General features: G+C 65.1%; 16 protein-coding genes. 9 read left to right on the top strand and 7 right to left on the bottom strand.

Annotated elements, in window-relative coordinates:
• Nucleotides 1–9: 9 nt before the first annotated feature.
• Nucleotides 10–837, top strand: coding sequence for a siderophore-interacting protein (locus CBW66_RS03040; RefSeq protein WP_086138512.1), 828 nt, complete (start codon nt 10–12; stop codon nt 835–837).
• 116 nt (nt 838–953) lie between these two features.
• Here the strand turns inward: CBW66_RS03040 and CBW66_RS03035 are convergent, their stop codons facing one another.
• Both CBW66_RS03035 and CBW66_RS03030 read right to left on the bottom strand, forming a co-directional pair.
• Entirely contained in the window at nt 954–1538 is a 585-nt protein-coding gene (locus tag CBW66_RS03035) for a response regulator transcription factor (protein WP_070223047.1), read from the bottom strand.
• 19 nt (nt 1539–1557) lie between these two features.
• Entirely contained in the window at nt 1558–3582 is a 2025-nt protein-coding gene (locus CBW66_RS03030) for a PAS domain S-box protein (protein ID WP_230492039.1), read from the bottom strand.
• Between the two features lie 130 nt (nt 3583–3712).
• On the opposite strand from CBW66_RS03030, the gene CBW66_RS03025 reads away from it, so the two are divergent.
• From CBW66_RS03025 to CBW66_RS03000, 6 genes are all read left to right on the top strand, one after another.
• Nucleotides 3713–4711 (top strand): TRAP transporter substrate-binding protein, encoded by a 999-nt coding sequence (locus CBW66_RS03025; RefSeq protein WP_086138510.1) that lies wholly within the window; start codon nt 3713–3715, stop codon nt 4709–4711.
• Between the two features lie 116 nt (nt 4712–4827).
• The gene (locus CBW66_RS03020) at nt 4828–5400 is read left to right on the top strand and encodes a TRAP transporter small permease (RefSeq protein WP_086138509.1); all 573 of its coding nucleotides are present in this window, start codon (nt 4828–4830) and stop codon (nt 5398–5400) included.
• Nucleotides 5397–6677, top strand: coding sequence for a TRAP transporter large permease (locus CBW66_RS03015; protein WP_086138508.1), 1281 nt, complete (start codon nt 5397–5399; stop codon nt 6675–6677). The genes CBW66_RS03020 and CBW66_RS03015 overlap by 4 nt, the downstream gene beginning before the upstream one ends.
• Nucleotides 6678–7102: 425 nt before the next feature.
• Entirely contained in the window at nt 7103–7603 is a 501-nt protein-coding gene (locus CBW66_RS03010) for a methylated-DNA--[protein]-cysteine S-methyltransferase (RefSeq protein WP_086138507.1), read from the top strand.
• Nucleotides 7603–8517 carry a site-specific tyrosine recombinase XerD gene (gene xerD / locus CBW66_RS03005; RefSeq protein ID WP_170933104.1) on the top strand — a complete coding sequence of 305 codons (915 nt, stop codon included), beginning with the start codon at nt 7603–7605 and terminating at the stop codon, nt 8515–8517. Before CBW66_RS03010 ends, xerD begins: the two co-directional genes overlap by 1 nt.
• Nucleotides 8518–8597: 80 nt before the next feature.
• Nucleotides 8598–8801: a hypothetical protein gene (locus CBW66_RS03000; RefSeq protein WP_086138506.1), complete on the top strand. Its 204-nt coding sequence runs from the start codon at nt 8598–8600 to the stop codon at nt 8799–8801.
• Nucleotides 8802–8867: 66 nt separating this feature from the next.
• Here the strand turns inward: CBW66_RS03000 and CBW66_RS02995 are convergent, their stop codons facing one another.
• The 3 genes from CBW66_RS02995 to CBW66_RS02985 are packed head-to-tail and all read right to left on the bottom strand — an operon-like array spanning nt 8868 to nt 14353.
• Complete coding sequence (locus CBW66_RS02995) at nt 8868–10145, bottom strand: TolC family protein (RefSeq protein ID WP_086138505.1); 1278 nt, start codon at nt 10143–10145, stop codon at nt 8868–8870.
• On the bottom strand, nt 10132–13236 hold the full coding sequence (locus tag CBW66_RS02990; RefSeq protein WP_086138504.1) for an efflux RND transporter permease subunit: 3105 nt from the start codon (nt 13234–13236) through the stop codon (nt 10132–10134). The genes CBW66_RS02995 and CBW66_RS02990 overlap by 14 nt, the downstream gene beginning before the upstream one ends.
• Complete coding sequence (locus tag CBW66_RS02985; RefSeq protein WP_086138503.1) at nt 13229–14353, bottom strand: efflux RND transporter periplasmic adaptor subunit; 1125 nt, start codon at nt 14351–14353, stop codon at nt 13229–13231. The genes CBW66_RS02990 and CBW66_RS02985 overlap by 8 nt, the downstream gene beginning before the upstream one ends.
• Nucleotides 14354–14593: 240 nt before the next feature.
• On the opposite strand from CBW66_RS02985, the gene CBW66_RS02980 reads away from it, so the two are divergent.
• Nucleotides 14594–15274, top strand: a complete 681-nt coding sequence (locus CBW66_RS02980; protein ID WP_070287908.1) for a response regulator transcription factor — start codon at nt 14594–14596, stop codon at nt 15272–15274.
• On the top strand, nt 15267–16664 hold the full coding sequence (locus CBW66_RS02975) for an ATP-binding protein (protein ID WP_086138502.1): 1398 nt from the start codon (nt 15267–15269) through the stop codon (nt 16662–16664). Before CBW66_RS02980 ends, CBW66_RS02975 begins: the two co-directional genes overlap by 8 nt.
• Here the strand turns inward: CBW66_RS02975 and CBW66_RS02970 are convergent.
• On the bottom strand, nt 16656–16964 hold the full coding sequence (locus CBW66_RS02970; protein ID WP_086138501.1) for a hypothetical protein: 309 nt from the start codon (nt 16962–16964) through the stop codon (nt 16656–16658). The genes CBW66_RS02975 and CBW66_RS02970 overlap by 9 nt on opposite strands.
• Nucleotides 16965–16966: 2 nt before the next feature.
• Nucleotides 16967–17689 (bottom strand): MgtC/SapB family protein, encoded by a 723-nt coding sequence (locus CBW66_RS02965; RefSeq protein ID WP_086138500.1) that lies wholly within the window; start codon nt 17687–17689, stop codon nt 16967–16969.
• Nucleotides 17690–17929 lie beyond the last annotated feature (240 nt).

The raw sequence follows: 17929 nt of genomic DNA, 5'->3' as shown, positions 1-17929 counted from the left end.
GGATACGCAATGACTATCGCATCCCCTGCAACACCACGCCCGCATGCCATCGAACGCGTGCGGCATGACTTGAAACTGCGCGTACTCACCGTCGTGCGCACCGAGCAGCTGACACCGCACATGCGCCGCATCACCTTGGCGGGCGACGACCTGGACGGCTTTGTCTCGCCGGCCCATGACGACCACGTGAAACTGTTCTTCCCCGCGCCGGGCCAGACGACGCCCGTGTTCCCCGTGCTGGGCAATGGCGCCAATCCCATCGAGTATGCGCAAGGGCCGCGTCCCATCGCCCGCAACTACACGCCGCGCCGCTACGACGCCGCGCGGCGCGAGCTGGAAATCGACTTCGTGCTGCATGGCGACGGCCCCGCAGCCAGCTGGGCGGCGCAAGCGGCGCCCGGCCAGACCCTGGGCGTGGGCGGGCCGCGCGGCTCGATGCTGGTGCCGCCCGACTTCGACTGGTATGTGCTGGTGGGCGACCAGACGGCCTTGCCGGCCATCGCCCGCCGCCTGGAGCAGTTGCCGGCCACGGCGCGGGCGATTGCCGTGATCGAGGTCGTCGAAGACGGCGAACAGATCGCGCTCGATAGCGCGGCACAGGTGGATATGCATTGGGTGGCGCGCAATGGCCGCCAGGGGCCGCTGCTGCTCGACGCCTTGCGCCGGATCGCGCTGCCGTCAGAGGGCGACGGCTACGTGTGGGTGGCGTGCGAGCACGCGCAGGTGCAGGGCTTGCGCGGGCACTTTATCGACGCCGGCGTGCCGAAGCAGCACCTGCATGTGGCCAGTTACTGGAAGCATGGGGCGGCGGAGCACCATGAGCATCACGACGAGTGATCTTGGTGTCGTCGGGTTACGCGCGCAGCGCTAACCCGACCTACGCCATATGGTTTGTATGACATGTAGGTTGGATTAGCGGCGCGCGAGCGCCGCGTCATCCAACGTTACCAGAATTATTTCAACAACCCCGCCAGCTCCACCGCCGTCTTGACCTGCATCTTGTCGAAGATATGCGCGCGGTGGACTTCCACGGTGCGCATGCTGATGCCCAGCTTGTCGGCCACCACCTTGTTCATCTTGCCCGCCAAAATCAGGTCCAGCACTTCGCGTTCGCGCGATGACAGGGTGGCCAGGCGCGCATGCACGGCGGCCAGTTCGCCGGCCTGGCGCGAGTTGGCAAGGCCTTGCTGTACGCGGTCCATCAGGTCGTTGTCGTTGAACGGCTTTTCGAAGAAATCGAAGGCGCCCCGTTTCAGGCTGTCGACGGCCATCGGCACGTCGCCGTGGCCGGTCAGGAAAATCACGGGCAGGCGCGCCGTCAGGTCGCGCTTGACCAACTGGTCGAACAGGGCGATGCCGTTCATGTCGGGCATGCGCACGTCGAGCAGCACGCAGTCGCCGGCGGCGTCGAAGCCGCCGTCGAGGCTATCGAGAAATTGCTGGGCGCTGGCGTAGCTGCGCGCCTCGATGCTGCGCGAGGCGGCCAGCCAGGAGAGGGAGTCGCGCACGACTTCTTCGTCGTCGATGATGTGTAGCATGGTGTCTCCGGCTTGTCGGTTATTCGTTATTGCTTGGTGCGGCGCGCGGCGCCGCCGGCACGCTGAAGGTAAAGATGGTACCGCCAGCGGGATTGGCGCCGAAGGTCAGCGCGCCGCCGTGAAACTCGATGGCGGTGCGGCAGATGTTCAGGCCCATGCCCATGCCTTCGGACTTGGTCGAGAAAAACGGCGAAAACAGCCGCTCGGCCACGTCCACCGGGATGCCGTGGCCATGGTCGATCACGTCCACCGTCACCATGCCTTGCTGCGCGTCGTGGCTGGCCCGCAGACGCATGATACGCCGTCCGGGTGCCGCGTCCTGCATCGCCTCGATGGCGTTGCGCGTCAGGTTCAGCAGCACTTGCTCGATCATCACGGGGTCGGCGCGCAGCAGCGGCAGGTCCGGCGGCAGCTCTTCCTGGATGGTGACATAGTATTTGCGCGCCTGCAGGTCGATCAGCGCGCGGATGCCGTCGATCAGCGTGCGGAGGGCGATATCCTGGCGCTGCGGCTCGCTCTTGCGCACGAAATCGTGCACGCTGCGGATGATCTGGCCGGCCCGCTGCGCCTGCGCGCTGGCCTGTTCCAGCGCCGGTTTCAGGGGGCCCGGATCGACGGGCGCGTCATGCTCGATGGCGCGGCGGATCAAATTCAAGGCCCCTGTCGTGTAGCTGGAAATGGCCGCCAGCGGCTGGTTCAGTTCATGCGCCAGCATCGACGCCAGCTCGCCCATGGTGGCCAGGCGCGAACTCGTTTGCAATTTTTCCTGCTGCTGGCGATTGAGTTCCTCAACGCGCTTGCGGTCGGAAATATCGAGCACGGAGCCCATCCAGCCTGTGTGCTGGCCGTTCTTGTCCACCAAGGGCGCCTCGAAGATCAGCACGGGCACGCGCGTGCCGTCCGGGCGCTGGAAATAGGTTTCGAACTGCGGCGTGGGATTGCCCGCCAGGGCCTTGACGAAGCGCTGCTGGTATTCTTCCAGCGCTTCCGGCACCCAGTAGGGCATGGGCGGCAAACGGCCGAGGATTTCCTCGGGCGGATAGCCGACGATCTGGCAAAACGCGGGATTCACGTAGGTGACTCTTCCTTCCAGGTCGCGCGCGCGCATGCCCGTCACCAGCGAGTTTTCCATCGCCGTGCGAAACAGCATCTGCTGGCGCAGCGCGCCTTCGGCCACCAGGCGGCGCGAGATGTGGCGCCACAGGGCCAGCAGGCTCCATAATAAACCCAGCGACAGGGCGATGACGGAGCCGACCAGCAGATTGGGCAGCAGCTTGGGCTGGCTTTTCACGCTGTCGGTAAACAGGGTGATGGTGGCGCCGGGCACGTCGAGCGCGCGCTTGTGCGTGTACACGCCGTGGCCGGGACCGGCGGCGGCGCGCCGCGCCAGCACCTTGTCGTCGCGGTCGATCAGCGAAATCTGGTTATCCTGCGCGAACCACCACGGCACCATTTCATCGAGCAGGCTGCTGATCTGGTAGGTGGCCACCAGGCTGCCGACATAACGCTGGCCATCGAACAGAGGCTGGTGGTAATCCATCAGCATGGCGCCCGGCGGCGCGTCGGGAAAGCCCGTCTGCTGCGAAGGCTGGGCGTATTGGCCCCGGTGCAGGCGGCGTGCATTGTCGGCCGCCGTCAGCGAGGCCGGCGAAAACGACAGGGCGTGCGGCAGCTTGTTGTCGCTGGTGGCCAGCACCTTGCCGTTGGTATCGAGCCACAGCACGCGCTGCAATTCGCGGCCATTGCGCAGCATCTGCTGCAGCCGTTCGTGCACTTTTTCCGCCGACAGGGAGCTGCTGGCGATGTCCACGCCCAGGTTGAACAGGCTTTCCTCGTTGCGCGCCAGCTGGAAGCGGATGGTCTGTTCCACCCACAACGTATCGGCGATCAGCTGCTCCTGGCGCTCGTTGCTTTCCATCTGGCGTGCCTGCCAGGGCAGCCAGAACAGGATGGAGAGGAACAGCAGCAGCAGGATGACGGGCAGCAGCCAGCGCATCGGACTCGATAGCTTGAAGCGGCGCGCAAGGGTGGGGGGAGTCGGCATGGCTGGCAGGGTAGCGGCTTATCGGGAACCGGCTATTGTGGTTAACCACAATAGCCGGGAGGGTTTCTTTGGCACAATATTCAAGTAGACAAATAATAAAGTTTTTCTAAAAACCATTCAGGAGACAGCAATGCAGATGAAAACCATGTTCGTCGCGCTGTGCGCGGCCATCGGCGCCACCGCCGGCGTCCACGCTTACGCGCAAGCCCCCATCGTCATCAAGTTCAGCCACGTCGTGGCGACGGACACGCCAAAAGGCCAGGCCGCCGAACGCTTCAAGCAGCTGGCCGAAAAAGCCACGAATGGCAAGGTCAAGGTCGAACTGTACCCGAACAGCCAGCTGTACAAGGACAAGGAAGAACTCGAAGCCCTCCAGCTGGGCGCCGTGCAGATGCTGGCGCCGTCGCTGGCCAAATTCGGCCCGCTGGGCGTGAAGGAATTCGAAGCGTTCGACCTGCCCTACATCTTCCCCACCAAGACGGCGCTGTACAACGTCACCGAAGGCGAAATCGGCAAGAGCCTGCTGAAAAAACTCGAGCCCAAGGGTATCACGGGCCTGGCCTACTGGGACAATGGCTTCAAGGTGATGTCGGCCAACAAGCCGCTGCATACCCCGGCCGATTTCAAGGGCCTGAAAATGCGCATCCAGTCGTCGAAGGTGCTCGACGCGCAGATGCGCGCGCTGGGCGCCAACCCGCAAGTGCTGGCCTTCTCGGAAGTGTATCAGGCGCTGCAGACGGGCGTGGTCGACGGCACGGAAAATCCGCCATCGAATATGTACACGCAAAAGATGCATGAAGTGCAAAAGCACGTGACCGTGTCCAACCACGGCTACCTGGGCTATGCCGTCATCGTCAACAAGAAATTCTGGGATGGCTTGCCGCCCGATATACGCGGCCAGCTGGAAAAAGCCATGCGCGAGGCGACCACGTTTGAAAAAGCCATCGCCCAGCGCGACAATGACCAGGCCCTCGACGCCATCAAGAAAGCGGGCAAGACGCAGATCTACACGCTGACGGTGCAGGAACAGGCCGAGTGGCGCAAGGCGCTGGCGCCCGTGCAGAAGGCCATGGAAGGGCGCATCGGCAAGGAGCTGATCTCGGCCATCAACAAGGAAAGCGCGAAGTAATCGCGCTGGCCGCGCCACCCGGCGCCGCTGTCAGGGGCATCCCTGTCTTTCTGTAGCAACGGCACCTGCGCGTCCTGCGCGGGTGCCAGCGTACCCGCATTCTTTGAAAGTCCACCATGAAATTTCTGGATCACCTGGAAGAGTGGCTGATCGCGTCCCTGATGGGCGCCGCCACCTTCATCATTTTCGTCGCGGTCGTGCACCGCTACCTGGCAGGCTTGCCCATCCCCGGCCTGCAAGACTTCCTGATTCAAATCAATACCAGCTGGGCCCAGGAACTGTGCATCTACATGTTCGTCTGGATGGCCAAGTTCGGCGCCGCGTATGGCGTGCGCACGGGCATCCACGTGGGCGTCGACGTCCTGATCAACCGCATGAACCCGCGCTGGCGCAATCGTTTCATCGTCTTCGGCCTGGCCGCCGGCGCCCTGTTTACGGGCATCGTCGGCACCCTGGGCGCCAGCTTTGTGTGGTCGATTGGCCACACGGACCAGACTTCGGCCGACATGGAAATCCCCATGTGGCTGGTCTACCTGGCCGTGCCGCTCGGTTCCTACCTGATGTGCTTCCGTTTCCTACAGGTAATGGTGCATTTCATCAAAACGGGCGCCTTGCCGAAACACGACCACTCGCATGTCGAGGGCCTGGAAGATGAACTGACGGCGGAAGAAAAAGGAGCCAAGGCATGAACGCGCTGATTATTTTTGTATTGCTGCTGGCGCTGATGCTGACCGGCATGCCGATCTCCATCTCGCTGGGCCTGACGGTATTGACGTTCCTGTTTACCATGACCAGCGTGCCCATCGAATCGGTGGCCCTGAAGATTTTCACGGGCATCGAGAAGTTCGAAATCATGGCCATTCCGTTCTTCATTTTGGCAGGCAACTTCCTCACGCATGGCGGGGTGGCGCGGCGCATGATCAATTTCGCCAGCTCCATGGTCGGCCACTGGCATGGCGGCCTGGCGCTGGCCGGCGTGATGGCCTGCGCGCTGTTTGCCGCCGTTTCCGGCTCCAGCCCCGCCACCGTGGTGGCGATCGGCTCCATCATCCTGCCGGCCATGGTCAAGCAGGGCTATCCGCGCGGTTTCGGCGCCGGCGTGATCACCACCTCGGGCGCGCTGGGCATTCTGATCCCGCCATCGATCGTGATGGTGATGTATTCCGTCAGCACCAACACCTCGGTGGGCAAGCTGTTCATGGCGGGCGTGATCCCGGGCATGATGCTGGCGATGCTGCTGGGCCTGACCACGTGGTTCCTGGCGCGCAAGCACAACTATCCGCGCATGCAGAAGGCCAGCTGGGGCGAGCGCTTCGTGACGTTCAAGAAGAGCGCCTGGGGCCTGCTGCTGATCGTCATCGTCATGGGCGGCATCTATTCGGGCGCTTTCACGCCGACGGAAGCGGCCGCCATGGCAGCCGTGTACGCGTTCTTCATCGCCGTCTTTGTCTACAAGGACTTGAAGATCAAGCAGGTGGGCAAGGTCTTGCTCGATTCGGCCGCCATGTCGGCGATGCTGTTGTACATCATCACCAATGCCGTGCTGTTCTCGTTCCTGATGACCAGCGAAAACATCCCCCAAGCGATGGCCGAATGGATCACGGGCAAGGGCCTGGGCGTGATCAGCTTCCTGCTGGTGGTCAACGTGCTGTTGTTGTTGGCTGGTAACGTCATGGAGCCGTCGTCCATCGTGCTGATCATGGCGCCGATTTTGTTCCCCGTCGCAATGAAGCTGGGCATCGATCCCGTGCACTTCGGCATTTTGATTGTGGTCAACATGGAAGTGGGCATGTGCCATCCGCCCGTGGGCTTGAACCTGTACGTGGCGTCCGGCATCACCAAGATGGGCATCTCGGAGCTGACCGTGGCCGTGATGCCGTGGCTGCTGACGATGCTGGCCTTCCTGGGCTTGATCACCTACGTACCACAAATCTCGCTGTGGCTGCCAAATTTAATTTACAACTAAAACAGTTGTCCCCGTCATGGCGCAAAAAAAGTCGATCCTGCCGAATAAATGCGCTATGATGGGCAGCCTTTAGGGGAAACACGTATATCCATATGCGCCCCGGTAGCAAGGCTGAAAGACAGAATTGGCAACAAGGTTAGTGGGGGAGTGGTCTATAAAAACGGTATTGATACCGGGGATCTATTGAGGAGACACACGTTTCACAGAAGTTGTTGAGTTATCGCTGCGTGCGGCCACAAGCCGGGACCGGCGGACCCAAACGACCGGGAACGTGAAGCAATATTTGAAGCGCACCGGCTGGTGCGCTTTTTTTTCGTGCGCGGGAAACGTCCGACGGCACGCCCGGAGTCGGTGCATAATTCCCGTAACGCGGTTTCCGGTGCCGGAAAGTTGTATATATGCCACACTTGAATAATGATCAGCAGATGAAAAAACAACAGGGCAGTGAACTGTTCAGCGCCATCGTGGCCGCGCCGTTCGGCGCCATGGGCGTGCGCGCGCAGGATGGCCAGGTATGCGAACTGGTCTACCTGCCGCCGCACTTTGCCGAGAAAGACGCGCAGGATGCCGTTTCCGAGCGGGCGTGCGAACAACTGGCGGCCTATTTCCGCGACCCCGATGCGCCGTTCGACTTGCCGCTGGCGGGCTTGGGCAGCGCTTACCAGCAACGCGTATGGGCAGCGATCGCCGGCATTCCGCGCGGCCAGGTGCGCACCTATGGCGACGTGGCGCGCCTGATCGGTTCGGCGCCGCGCGCCGTGGGCCAGGCCTGCGGTGCCAACTGGTTTCCCGTGGTAATCCCTTGCCACCGGGTCACGGCTGCCGGCGGCCTGGGCGGCTTTGCCCACCATGACGATGCGACGGGATTCCACCTGGGCGTCAAGCGCTGGCTGCTGGCGCATGAAGGCGTGGCGGCCTACCGATGATGAACAGTCTGCTGGCGCCCGACAACGCTACCCTGATCGACGAATTCTGCGACAGCCTGTGGCTGGAAGACGGCTTGTCGAAAAACTCGCTCGATGCCTACCGGCGCGACATGCGTTTGTTCGCGCGCTGGCTGGAAGTGGCGCGGCCCGGGCGCGAGGGCCTGTACGAGGTCTCCACGGCCGACATCGAGGCGTATTTCGCCGCCCGCCACGACGAGAGCAAGGCGACGTCGTCGAACCGCCGGCTGTCCGTGCTCAAGCGTTTTTACCAGCTGGCCTTGCGGCACAAGCATATCGCGGCCGACCCGTGCCTGAAGATGGTCTCGGCCAAGCAGCCGGCGCGCTTCGTGCACACCCTGAGCGAAGCGCAGGTGGAAGCGCTGCTGGCGGCGCCCGACGTGAGCACGCCGCTGGGCTTGCGCGAACGCACGATGCTCGAACTCATGTATGCGAGCGGCTTGCGCGTGTCCGAACTGGTCGACTTGCAATCGGTGGAGCTGAGCCTCAACGATGGCGTGCTGCGCATCACGGGCAAGGGCAGCAAGACGCGCCTGGTGCCGTTCGGTGAGCAGGCGCGGCTGTGGATCGAGCGCTACCTGAAAGAGGCGCGCGGCGTCATCCTCGACGGGCAGATGAACGATGCGCTGTTCGTCACGCGGCGCGGCGGCGCCATGACGCGGCAAATGTTCTGGGTCATCATCAAGAAACACGCGCTGAACGCCGGCATCACGGCGCCGCTGTCGCCGCATACCTTGCGTCACGCGTTCGCCACGCATTTGCTCAACCATGGTGCGGACTTGCGCGTTGTGCAATTGTTACTGGGTCACTCCGATATTTCCACGACGCAGATTTACACGCATGTGGCCCGTGAACGGCTGAAACTGCTGCATGCGCAGCATCATCCGCGCGGCTAAACATTTGGAGTTTGCTTCAACTACGTCATAATGTGCCTTATATGCTTATCTGTAACATCTAAAAACTAAAGAGGTAGTAAATGGCCAAGACAAATTTCCAATACGAAAAACGGCAAAAAGAGCTGGAAAAGAAGAAGAAAGCCGAGGAAAAAGCCAGGCGCAAGCTGGAAGCGAAAAACAATCCGAAGCCGGCCGATGGCGAAGAGGGGGCCGAGCCGGAAGCGGATGAGAGTGACGCAGATGCGGCCGATGACGCTACCGACGTTCCTACCCAGCCGCAATAATTCCCCTGTTTCTGACGACCGGCGCGGCATGGCCGCGCCGGTCTCCACTCGTTTTCCCTTCCCCCGCTACAAGCGCGGCCGCTGGCCGATCGCCAGTTGCAGCTGCGTGCTGGCGATGGCCGCATCGGCGCGCGCCTGCACATAGCCCTGATACGCCTCATCGGCCGAACGCTGCGCCGCCAGCCATTCCAGCAGCGAGGCATTGCCACTGAAGTAGGACAGGCGCATGCCGTCGACCACCTTTTGCGCGTCCACCAGCACGCCGTCGCGGTAGCGTGCCAGCCTGTCCTGCGCCGCACGCAGCTGCCGCTGTGCCGTGCGCACCTGCGTTTCCGCCTGCAGTTCCGCCTGGCGCAGGGCCAGCATCGCTTGCGTCACGCCCGCTTCGGCCTGCACGATGTCGCCCTTGTCGCGCCGCGACAGGGGGATGGGAATGGCCAGCGAGATGGATAGCGCGCGCGAACGGGGCGCGCCGTCGACGGGATTGCCGCTGGCGTCAAAGCCGTCATGGTAGCCGCGCGCGGCGGCCAGGCCCACGGTGACGGTCGGGTCGACCGAGCGGTTGGCGCGCACCAGCGCCGCGCCGTCGCGCAGATTGTCCACGGTGGCGCGGGCGATGCGCACGTCGCTGCGCGCCTCGAGCGCCTGCGGCACCAGCACCGCGGCATCCCTGTTTTCCTGCGTGGCGAAGTCGCAGGCCAGCTGCGCGTCCGGAAACAGGCTGTCGAACTGGCGGCCCAAGGGGGGCGACAAATTCAACATGGCGCTGTCCGCCTCGCTGCGCGCCTGCGCCAATTCGGCCTGGAACTGGTCGCGTTCCACGCGCGACTGCAGCAGCTCGATACCGCCCACGTCGCCCGCCTTGCGCCGCACGGCGTTCGCCTCGACGATTTTCGACAGGGCCGCCATGGTCTGCTGCTTGCGCGCGAGGACCTCGCGCGTGCGGCACGCTTCCGTGAACGCGGCGGCGGCCGTGCCATACAGTTCGCTCTTGAAGCCGGCCACCGTTTCCTCGGCCAGCGCGACATGGCTGTGCGCCGCCTTCAAGCGCGCGGCGCGCTTGCCGCCCGTCTCGATGGCCATGCTGAGGGCAGGGTTCCACGTGACGGGACGGTGCTCGACGCTGCGCACGGTTTCGCGCGTGGCGCCCAGCGTGAATTCGGGATCGGGACGCAGGCCGGCGATGCCGATGCCCGCCTTGGCCGAGACGATGTCTTCCTGCTGCGCCTGCAGTTCCAGGCTGTGGCTCTCCACCGCTGACAAATAGGTCTCGAAGCTCAAGGGGGCGGCAATGGCGCATGGCGCGATCAGCCAGGCCGCCAGCAGTACATTAAAACGTGTCATGGTTCACTCCTTCGGTATCGATCCGGCGTCGTTGTATGTGCGCCTCGATCAGGTAATACAGGGCCGGCAACAGCAGCAGGGTCAGTGCCGTCGCCGTCACCAGGCCGCCCACCACCACGGTGGCCAGCGGGCGCTGCACGTCGCTGCCCAGGCTAGTGGCCAGCATGGCCGGCGTCAGCCCCAGGGCGGCCACGGTGGCCGTCATCAGCACGGGGCGCATGCGGTCGCGCGCGCCTTCGAGCACGGCGTCGCGCAAGCTTTTTCCCTCGTCGGCGCGCAAGCGGTTGATCTGTGCCAGCATCAGCACGGCATTCAGCACGGCCACGCCGAACAGGGCGATGAAACCGACGGCGCTCGACACATTCAGGGTCATGCCGCGCAGGTGCAGCGCGGCCAGGCCGCCCAGCATGGCCAGCGGCACGGCCAGCAAGACCAGCGCGGGCTGGCGCAGGTTGCGGAACTGCCCAAACAGCAGCAGGAACATGGCCCCCAGGGTCATCGGCAGGATCAGGGCCAAGCGGCTTTGCGCGCGCTGCAGGTTTTCGAACTGGCCGCCCCATTCGACGTTGATGCGCTGGTGCTCGTCGGCCACGGCTTGCGCCACCAGCGGGCGCGCTTCGGCCAGGAAACCGGCCAGGTCGCGTCCGCGGGCATTCAGGCGCACGATGATGTGGCGCCGCCCCATTTCGCGCACGATCACGCTTTCGCCCGAGGTGGTGCTGATGCTGGCCACCTGCGCCAGCGGGATCCTGGCGCCGTTGGCGGCCGTGAGTTTCAGGCTGGCGATGGCGTCGGGGCTGGAACGCGTGGCGGGCGGGAAGCGCACGGCGATGTCGTAGCTTTTTTCGCCCACGTAGACCTGGCCGATGGGTGCGCCGCCGATGCCGGTGGCAATCAGGTCGGCCACGTCGGCCGCATTGATGCCGTAGCGGGCCGCCTTCGCGCGGTCCAGTTCCACCTTCAGGTTGGGCAGCGGCGGCTCCACGTCGACCGCCACGTCGGAGGCGCCGGGCACAGTCTTCAGGACATGTGCCACCTTGCCGGCGATGCGGCGCACTTCATCAAGGTCGTTGCCGAAGATTTTTACCGTCAGGTCGCTGTGCGCGCCCGACAATTTATCCTGCACGCCGTCGATAATCGGCTGCATGAAGGCCACCGTCATGCCGGGCAGGCGGGCGAAGCGCTCGTGCATTTTCGCGATCAGCTGCTGCTTGCTCATGCCCGACTTCCAGCTTGAATACGGATGCAGTCCCACGCTGGCCTCGATGTGCGACGGCGTCCAGTAATCGGTGCCGTCGTCGTTGCGCCCCGTCTGCGTGACGATGGTCGACACTTCCGGGAATTCCAGCGCTGCGCGCCGCAGTTCGCCGGCCATCTCCGACGCCTTGTCCAGCGTGATCCCGGGCGGCATCTGCACCTGCAGCCACAGCGAACCCTCATCGAGGTAAGGCAGGAAGTCGCGGCCGATGCTGCCGCCCAGGATGGCAAGCGCTGCGAGCGATCCCGCGCACGCCATCGCCACCCAGCGCTTCCTGCCCACCATGCGTTCGAGGAAGCGGCCATACGCGCCCGCCAGCTTGTCCAGCGCGCGGTTATGGAAGGTGCGGCGCGGCTTGCGCAGGGCCAGCCAGGCCAGGCCCGGAATCAGCACCAGCGCCACCACCAGCGCACCGACGAGCGCAGCGCCCACCGCATACGCCATCGGCGAGAACAGCTTGTACTCGATGCGCTGGAAGGCAAACAGGGGCAGATAGGCGGCGATGATGACGGCCATGCCGAACATGATGGGGCGCGCCACCTGCAAGGTCGCCTCGATGGCATCCTGCAGCGTGAGGGGCCGTTCCTGCTCCCGTTCTCGGCGGCGCAGCATGTTTTCCAGCACCACCACGGAACCGTCGACGAGGATGCCGAAGTCGATCGCCCCCAAGGACAGCAAATTGGCGGGAATCTTAAAATGGTGCATGAAGATGAAGGCGATCAGCAGGGCCAGCGGAATCGTCAGCGCGACGAGGGCGGCCGCGCGCGGGCTGCCCAGATACAGCAGCAGCACCAAGGCGACGAGCAGCATGCCTTCGCCCAGGGTAAATCCCACCGTGTGCAGGGTGGCGTCGATCAGCGAGCTGCGGTCCAGGTAGGGCACGACCTTGACGTCCTTCGGCAGTACGTTGGCATTCAGGTCGTCGACGGCCGCATGGATGCCGGCCAGCGCTTCGGATGGATTGAAATCCTTCAGCAGCAGGGTGATGCCTTCGATGGTGTCCGGGTTGTCGTCCTTGCCCAGGATGCCGCGCCGCTCCACGTTGCCGTAGGCGAGCTTGCCCAGGTCCTTCACCAGCACGGGTACGCCGTCCTTGCCGCTGACGACGACATTGCCCATGTCGTCGAGCGAATGCAGCAGGCCCACGCCGCGCACCACGTACGATTGCTGGCCGCGGTCGATGACGCTGCCGCCGCCGCTGATGTTGTTGGCGTTGATGGCGTCCTTCACCTGCGCCAGCGAGAAGCCGTAGCTGTCCAGTTTTGCGGGATCGAGTTCCAGCATGAACTGCGTCGTCAGGCCGCCAAAATTGCTGACGTCGGCCACGCCGCGCACCTGCTGCAGGCGCGGGATCACGGTCCAGAACTGCAGCTCGGACAGTTCGCGCAGGGAGCGTGTTGTCGATTCCAAGGTGTAGCGGTAGATCTCGCCCGTGGGCGAGGTGTAGGGATCGAGCCCCGGCTTGGCGTCGTACGGCAGGTTCACGCTGGCCAGGCGCTCCTGCAGCCGCTCGCGCGTGAAGTAGCCGTCGCTGCCATCCTCGAACACCACGGTGATCAGCGACAGGGCGAACAGGCTGCGCGTGCGCAGCACGTGCATGCCGGGCGTGCCGAGCAGGGCACGTTCGAGCGGAATGGTGATCTGCTGCTCGATTTCCTCGGCGCCCAGGCCCGGCACCTGCGTGACGATCTGCGAGGTAACGTCGGCGATGTCGGGATAGGCTTCGATGGGCAGCTGCTTCCAGCAGTAGACGCCGTAGACGGCGACGAACAGCAGCACCAGCCAGACGATACCGCGCCGCTGGCAGCAGGTGGCGATAAAACGGTCAATCATTGAGCAGCACTCCTTCCTTGACGACGATGCGTTCGCCCGCTTTCAGGCCGGCGAGGATTTCCACCTGTTCTCCGTGGCTGGCGCCCACTTCCACCGTGCGCGGCGTGAATACCAGCGGGCTGCGCTCGACCATCACGCGCGTCGTTGGCCCGCTTTGCAGCACGGCCGCCGCGGGCACGAGGAGGGCGCGGCGGCTGGCGCCGGCGAATCCCGCGTGGGCAAACATGCCCGGCTTGAAGGTGCCGGCGCGGTTGTCGATGGCCACGCGCACTTTCACCGTGCGCGTCTCGGGATCGAGCACGGCGCCCACATAGGCGACCTTGCCCTCGAAAGCCTTGCCGGGCCAGGCGTCGACGGTGATGCGTGCCGTCTGGCCCACGGTCACCTGCGCCAAATCCCTTTCGGCCACGCTGGCCGACAGCCACACGGTGGACAGATCCGCCACCGTCATGACGGGCGCGTTGATATCGTTCCAGTAGCCGCCCTGGGCGCCTTCCATGGCGATCACGGTGCCCGTGATGGGCGAGCGCAGCACGTAGTCCCTGCGCGAACCGCGTCCCCCGGCACCGTACTGGGCCAGTTTGTCGGCGCTGGCCTGGGCGTCGCTGCCGGCCTGCGCAAAGGCCGCCTGGGCCGCCTCGTATTCCTTGCGCGCGGCGATTTCCGCCTCGAATAGCGTTTTCTGGCGCTCCAGTTCCTGGCGCGCCTGCAGCAGGGCGGACTTCGCCTTGCTGTCGTCCGCGTAGGCGGCACTGAGTTCCGCCGAGTCCAGCGTGAACAGCGGGTCGCCCGCCTTCACGCTGTCGCCCAGCGCCCGCTGCAGGCGCGTGATGCGCCCTGCCAGGGGCGGCGTGATCTTCACCAGTTTTTCCGGCATCGCTTCGATGCTGCCCGGCGCCTCCGTCTGCGTGGCGATCTCCTGTTCCTGCACGGCGGCGACCTGCAGGCGCTGGCGCAACGGCGACATCTTGTCGACAGCGATGCTGCCGTCGTCCAGATGCATCGATTGGACGGGCGGCATGGCTGCCGCCGTCGGTTTGGCGCAGCCGGCCAGGGCTGAGCAGGCGAGAGCGAGGGCGCAGCTGGCGCCCAGGGCGTTGCGGGTGGTCGTGTTCATCCCGTGTTTCCTTGTTATTGATGGTGATGGGGCATGCGTGGATGCCGTGCCCAGGCGGGCAATCGGAGGGAGCGCGGGCAGCGATATGAGAACAGCTCACTACAGCGCCGGAAAAGCATAGCAAGGTGCTCCTGAAGAAGCGCCCAAGAACGCCTGAATCATTCTTCAGGTTCCGTGCGCGCGCGGCGCGGCGCGGTAGAATGCCAGCATGGAAAACAAGGCGCGACGCGAAAGGCAGGCATGAGAATCCTCCTGGTGGAAGACGACCGCAAGGCGGCGCGCCTGCTGGCCCGTGGCTTGCAGGAAGAAGGTTTTGTCGTCGATGTGGCGCACAGCGCGGAAGAGGGCGAGGATGAAAGCTACGCCGTCGATTACGACGCGATCGTGCTGGACTGGATGTTGCCGGGCAAGCAGGGCATCGATTTTTGCCGCGACTTGCGCGCGCGCGGCATCCAGACGCCCGTGCTGATGCTCACGGCGCGCGATGCCACGGCCGACCGCGTGGCGGGCCTGAACACGGGCGCCGACGATTACCTGACCAAACCATTCGAATTCGAGGAGCTGCTGGCGCGCATCCGCGCCTTGCTGCGCCGCTCCGACATCAGCCGTCCGCTGGTGCTGGCGCTGGCCGATTTGACGCTCGATCCCGTCAGCCACCAGGCGACGCGGGCCGGCGCGCCGCTGGTGCTGACACCCAAGGAATACGCGATTCTGCTGATCCTGCTGCGCCAGGCGGGCGAAGTAGTCAGCCGCGCGCGCCTGGCCGAGCAGATCTGGCAGGCCGACCTGATCGGCATCGACAACCTGATCGACGTCCACGTGCGCAACCTGCGGGGCAAGGTCGATGCGCCGGGCTTGCCGCCATTGATCCACACGGTGCGCGGACGCGGCTTCCGCCTGGCGGAAAACCACGGTGGCTAGCTTTCGCAAGCGATTGCTGCTGGTGCACCTGGCCGTCATCCTCGCCATCGTCGCCTGCACGGCGCTGGCCGGTTACTGGGGCCTGTCGCGCGCCGTGCATGGCCAGCTCGATGCGGCCCTGCTGGCGCTGGCCGAGACGGAAATGGCCATGCTGCCGGCCGCGCCGCGCCAACCCGTGCAGGTGCACGAGGTGGCGCCGGGCCAGGCGCCGCCGTCGTTGACGCGGCTGGACCGCCTGGTGCAGATCATCGATGGCGAAGGCCGCGTGCTGGCGCGCAGCCGCAACCTGGAGGCGGCGCAGCTGCCGGCGCCAGCGGCCCTGCTGGCGCGCCTGGCGGCCGGCGAGACCGTCTTCGAGACCCTGCCGAAGTTCGGCGAGGAGCCGTTGCGCATGGTGTCGATTCCCGTGCCTTCGTCCGGCGCGCGCCTGGCGGTACAGGTGGCCGGCTCGCTCGACGACATCAACCACGTGCTGGCCGCCGCCACCGTGCTGTTTGGCGCCATGGCGCTGGCCTTGCTTGCGGCCGTGGGCCTGGCCGGCGAAATGCTCACGCGCCACGTGCTGGGCGCCATCGACGACGTGGTGGACCAGGCGCATTCGATCGGCGAAGCCAGCCTGCACCAACGCCTGCCCCATCCCGGCACGCAGGACGAGATCGGCCGCCTGGTCGATACCCTGAACGCCATGCTGGACCGCCTGGAACACGGCTACGATGCGCAGCGGCGCTTCACTGCCGACGCTTCTCATGAGCTGCGCTCGCCCCTGTCGCGCCTGCGCACGGAAATCGAAATCACCCTGCGCCGCCCGCGCGAAGCACCCGAGTATGTGGACGCGCTGGCGTCCTGCCTCGATGAAGTGCAGCGCCTGACGACCCTGGTGGAGGAACTGCTGATGCTCACACGCCTGGACGTGGGCCAGGAGCGCAATGCCGTGGAAACCATCGCCCTCAATCCGCTTGTGCGGGCGGCGGCGCAGCGCCTGGAAAAGCCGGCAGCACAGCGCGGCATCCGCATCGTCTTCGATGATAGCGTGGCCGTGCACGCGCGCGTGGCGGCCGGCCCCGTCGACCTGGTGCTGGCCAATCTGCTCGACAACGCCGTGAAGTTTTCGCCGCCCGGCAGCGTCATCACCGTGCACGTGGCGCGCGAGGGTGCGCATGCATTGGTCGGCGTGGCGGACGCGGGCCCCGGCATCGGCGTGGAAGACTTGCCGCATCTGTTCGAGCGCTTTTACCGTGGCGCCCAGGCGCGCGCGGGCGAGGCGCCGGGCTTCGGCCTGGGCCTGGCCCTGTCGCAAGCCATCGTGCATGCGTACGGCGGCAGCATCGAAGCGCGCAACCGCCCGCAAGGCGGCGCGCTGTTTATCATGCGCCTGCCCGCCTCAAGCTGACGGCGCCACGCCTTCCCAGCGCACCTGCCGCACTTGCGGCCAGGCGCCCGCGCGGTTGACGAAGCGCACCAGCACGGCGCGCTGCACGGCCTGGCACAGCACCGTGGCGATCAGCTGCACCACTTGCCTGGCTGCGTCCCAGCTGCGCAGCATCTGCGATGGCGCCAGGCCCGCGCCGCGCAGTTCGGCCAGCAGCAGGCGCACCACGTGGTCGGCCTGCGCCGCAGGGCAGGTGACCGTCAGGCGGTAGGTGGCGACAAGCGGCCCACGCCGGGCAAACCAATGGAAGAATTTTTTCATCGTCACACTCCCCGTTCGGCGACAAATTCCGCGTTGTTGACCAGCGCCCAGCGCACGGCCGAGACGCTGCCTTCCAGGCTGACCTGGCTGACGATCTGCTCCAGCAAGCCCAGGCTGGACAAGGGCGTGAGCAGGTCGGCGCGCACTTCGATGCGCCCGGCCTGCGCCGCGTCCTCGCTGTGCAAGGATTGCAGCATCAGCGCCGGCATGCCGCTGATCAGGCGCAGCATCAGCTTGCGCACCTGGACTTCCTGCTCCGCCTCGCACACGGCGGTGACTCTGTAGATGCTTTCCGTCTCGATGCCCGCCTCGCTGCCGTGCGCGTTGATCCGTTGCGCCAGGTGGCGCAGCACCAGGTTAGCGACCAGGACAAAAGCCGTGCCGATGGCCGCTTCCAGGGCAAACCCCAGGCCACACAGGATGCCGATGGCGGCCGAGCACCACAGGGTGGCGGCCGTGTTCAGGCCGCGCACCGTCATGCCCTCGCGCATGATGACGCCGGCACCGAGAAAACCGATGCCCGACACCACCTGCGCGGCGATGCGCATATGGCCAGAGGCATCGCCTTCGAGCACGGAAACCATCACGAACAGCGAGGCGCCGACGGACACCAGCGCATTCGTGCGCAGGCCCGCCATGCGCTGGCGCAGCTGGCGTTCGGCGCCGATCATGGCGCCCAGGGTCAATGCCGCGGCAACGCGCAGCGCAAAGTCAAATACCACCATCAGTTTCTCCCGGCTGGGGAGGAACAGGCGAGTGCAAGGGCGAAGGCGATTCGCCCCGAAAGGGGGCAGCAGGCGGGGATGACGGGCGGTGGAACGATGAGGAGGGAAGTGCGGCGTATGGACATCGCCGCGGGTAAGACCACACCTTGCCGAGGGCAGGGCGGGCGGAATGCGCGCGTCTTGCCTAAGGCCGATCGCCGATGGTCAATCGACTACTGTCACTGGAACAAGCACCCACGA

The sequence above is a fragment of the Janthinobacterium sp. GW456P genome (assembly GCF_002127655.1).
In the GTDB taxonomy this organism is placed as follows: domain Bacteria; phylum Pseudomonadota; class Gammaproteobacteria; order Burkholderiales; family Burkholderiaceae_D; genus Janthinobacterium.
Note: the sequence above shows the minus strand (reverse complement) of the source record. Positions and strands in the feature narration are given on the sequence as shown.